The sequence below is a fragment of the Coleofasciculus sp. F4-SAH-05 genome, assembly GCF_040222985.1.
Classification (GTDB): domain Bacteria; phylum Cyanobacteriota; class Cyanobacteriia; order Cyanobacteriales; family Coleofasciculaceae; genus Coleofasciculus; species Coleofasciculus chthonoplastes.
In genome coordinates this window covers 1-3,583 of the sequence record NZ_JAVKBY010000271.1, presented here as the reverse complement: position 1 = coordinate 3,583, position 3,583 = coordinate 1, and the positions used below count along the sequence as shown (strand labels likewise).

Here is a 3,583-nt window from a genome sequence, read left to right as displayed (position 1 = left end):
CATTCTCTTGAATGTACTTTATTAGCACGTTGGGATGAAGGATATAAAGAACCCTGGTTGATTGTTACCGACTTAGAACCAACACAAGCTCAAAGCTTTTGGTATGGTTTACGTTCTTGGATTGAATCAAGTTATCGAGATATAAAAAGTGATGGATGGCAGTGGCATAAAACTCGTTTAAGAGAACCAGATCGAGCCGAAAGAATTTGGTTAGCTATGGCAATAGCAACACTTTGGGCAGTAACTTTAGGGAGTGAAAAACAGCAACATCTATCAAAACAGTTCAACGATAAAACTAAGCCGAATTCTCGGATAAATTCCAAATCAGCTTCGAGAAGAAAAGAAAGGAATATCTCTTGTTTTTTACAAGGATTAATTAACATTATTGCCGATTTAATTTGTGGCAAAGGTATTTCCTTGAATGGTTTATTTCCACGACAATCTTTTTCCCTAAATACGTCTTGAACTATACAATTCTTCTCTTCCTGGTCTACTTTCCTTCCTTGTCCTCCTTGTCTTGTCCCCACCCTAAAGTAAAAAACCTACACCTGTCAGCTGGGGGAGAGGGGGTTGAGCTTAAGTTGGCACTAATGACATCAGTGCGCCCCTACTTCGATTCTCTAATCCCCAATCGCCAACTTTTCTCCCCGAATGGAATAATCCAACAACTCCATCGGATGCATCAACGGCATCTGCTTATCCTGCAAGTTTAAATGCTTCTTAATTTGCAGTGAACATCCCGGATTCGATGACGCAATTAACTCCGCCCCAGTATTCAACAAATTCTCAACCTTTTGCTGTCCCAACTCATCAGCCACTTCCGGTTGCAGCATATTATACACCCCCGCACTCCCACAACATAGCGCCGCATCAATGGGTTCGCGTAATGTTACCCCCGGAATTTTCCGCAATAACTGACGCGGTTGTACAGAAATCTTTTGTCCATGTAACAAATGACATGCATCTTGATACACCATTGTCAAGGGTTTATCAGTCAGAGGTGACAACTTAGCCGTCAATCCTACCTCAGCCAAAAATTGCTGCACGTCTCTCACCTTCGCCGCAAACTCTTGCGCTTTCTGGCGATAGGCTGGATCATCGTCTAATATATGCCCATATTCCTTCAACGTATGACCACAGCCTGCGGCATTAATAATCACGTAATCAACATCCGTCCCCTCAAAACTATCAATCATCTGTCGCGCCAAGGCTTGGGCTTGTTCCGTCTGTCCCTGATGTTCGGGTAATGCAGCACAACAGCCTTGACTTTTGGGAATCACTACTTCACAACCATTCGCCGTTAATACTCGCACCGTTGCTTCATTAACGGGGGAGAAAAATAGCCGCTGTACACACCCCAAAATCACACCCACTCGATACCGCTTTTCCCCTTGCGCCGGAATTACATCGGGGAAGTTATTCTGAAAGGACTGTAAGGTAATTTGCGGTAAAATTGAATCCATTGCCGCTAAACGGGGGACTATTTGCTTGAGTAATCCTGTAGACCGAACTAGCTTTTGTAATCCTAATTTCTGATACAAATAAAGTGGCGCAAGGAAAGGGCGCAGGCGTCTCGGATAAGGAAACAGATTAAAGATTAACGCTCTAACAATCCGATCCGGTAAACTCCGAGGCTGATTTCGTTCGACCTGATGCCGTGTGGCTGAAATTAACTTATCATACTGTACTCCAGAGGGACAGGTCGTCACACAAGCCAAACAGCCTAAGCAGGAATCAAAATGTTGTGTCGTCGCCTCAGCTAATGGTGCTTCACCGTTGTTAATCGCATCCATCAAATAAATCCGTCCCCTGGGCGAATCCATTTCCTTACCAATCACTCGGTAACTGGGACAGGTAGCGAGGCAAAATCCGCAGTGAACACAAGTGTCAATTAAGTCTTGTTGGGGAGGATTTTTAGGGTCAAAACCAGGGACTTGAGACTCCTCTGGTTCCGTTTCCAAGGGGACTGTTGCTGCGCTTTCTTTGACTGAATCGGGTGTGGGAAATTTAAAATCCGTTTGCATATTGCTTTATTTGAGGTAGATGTGCAGAAATAAATAAATTGTGAGACTTTAGGGGTTTAGTCGGGGCGGGTTTAATCACATCCGGGAGCAAAATAAAAGATAATAGTGAAACCCGCCCCTACATTCGGACAAAACAGGTTTACTATAAGGTTGTAAAGGTCAGATATACTCTTGTGGCTTCTGTCTTCAAATATCTCCGACAAATCGATTAGGACTTAAAAGGGTTTTCGGATCAAACTTCTGTTTAATTTGACGCATAATATCTAAAGCGTTGCCACTGTATCCCCAGACATCAAGCTGTTGCTTCACACTAATTGGAGCCTCTAGTACCGTCAAAAAGCCGCTGTGAGATTGGCAATGTTCTCGCATCTTTAAAATTGTCTCCGGTGTCACCGTTTCCGGATTAAGTCGCACTTTTCCTAAGCCACTTCCTGCATGAATTAACCCTAATCCCGTTCCAGAGGTGAGAGTATCCAGTACAGTTAACGTCATCACTGCCGCCGTTGGTACTATCCCTATTTTGCAAGTAATCGAGGTGGATTGGGGCATTCCCCAGATTTGTTCTGGTAATGATTGCCATAGACTTGCTTCATCGTTATCCTGATAAAGTGTGCCTTGTAATCCCAACTGTTGCCCCACCTCTAGCAAACGGGCAGACTGCTCCTGTACACTGTCAGTGACGCTTTGGAAGCGTACTATTAAGCCCATCCCTTGACCAATATTCAATTGTTTTACCAATCCAGAGGAGAGTACGTCAGCGGCTGTGGGTGTTAGAGCAGACGCGAGTAAGGTTTGGGTTGTTGATGCGATCGCGTCAGCGTCTCCGGTGAGTACCACTGTCCCCGATGCTTCTTGTACGGGATACAAGCGAAATGTCACCTCGGTTAAAATTCCCAGGGTTCCATACGCCCCCGTCAACAGTTTCATCAAGTCATAACCCGCCACATTTTTCACCACTCGTCCCCCGGCTTTGGCAAGTTGTCCATCACTGCGGACAAAGGAAACTCCCAATAGCATATCCCGAACCCCACCATAGCGTTGTCGCCATGAGCCACTATCCGCTGTTGAAATAATTCCACCCAGAGTAGCGGATTCCGGGTAGGCGGGTTCAAGGGGCAGAAATTGATTGGTTTTCAGCAGTATTGGCTGTAAATCTGCCAATTTCACACCCGCTTGCGCCGTTACTGTCAAGTCACCCACCGCATGATCAATCACCTGATTCAGGTTTTGGGTACTAATCACTACGTCAATGGGTTTACCAACACCCGCCCAGGCTAATTTACTCCCATTCCCGCAGGGGAGAACTTGCCAGTTATGGGTATTGGCAGACTCCATTACTTGACAAAGCTGTTGAATTGTGGTAGGACAAACAAGCGTACTGGTAATCGTGTCTACGCCATACGCTCTCTTGAGTCGCTCTTGCCATAGCGGGGGTAAATTATCCCCCTGGTAAAGGTTAGAGTCACCCACAATCGGTGTTAGAGTTTGTGCGATCGCATTCATTTGTCATTTGTCATTTGTCATTTGTCATTTGTCATTTGTCATTTGTCATTCGTCAT

The 3,583-nt window shown here is 45.2% G+C and carries 2 protein-coding genes and 1 pseudogene; 1 reads left to right on the top strand and 2 read right to left on the bottom strand.

Going from position 1 to position 3,583, the window contains the following annotated elements:
• Positions 1–465 (top strand): annotated as a pseudogene (locus tag RIG27_RS33225) (transposase); the annotation flags it as partial.
• Between the two features lie 155 nt (positions 466–620).
• Here RIG27_RS33225 and RIG27_RS33220 read toward each other — a convergent pair.
• Together RIG27_RS33220 and RIG27_RS33215 are read right to left on the bottom strand one after the other, a co-directional pair.
• Complete coding sequence (locus RIG27_RS33220) at positions 621–2,024, bottom strand: (Fe-S)-binding protein (RefSeq protein WP_446351306.1); 1,404 nt, start codon at positions 2,022–2,024, stop codon at positions 621–623.
• Between the two features lie 186 nt (positions 2,025–2,210).
• Positions 2,211–3,527 carry an FAD-binding oxidoreductase gene (locus RIG27_RS33215; protein WP_446351305.1) on the bottom strand — a complete coding sequence of 439 codons (1,317 nt, stop codon included), beginning with the start codon at positions 3,525–3,527 and terminating at the stop codon, positions 2,211–2,213.
• Positions 3,528–3,583: the final 56 nt, after the last annotated feature.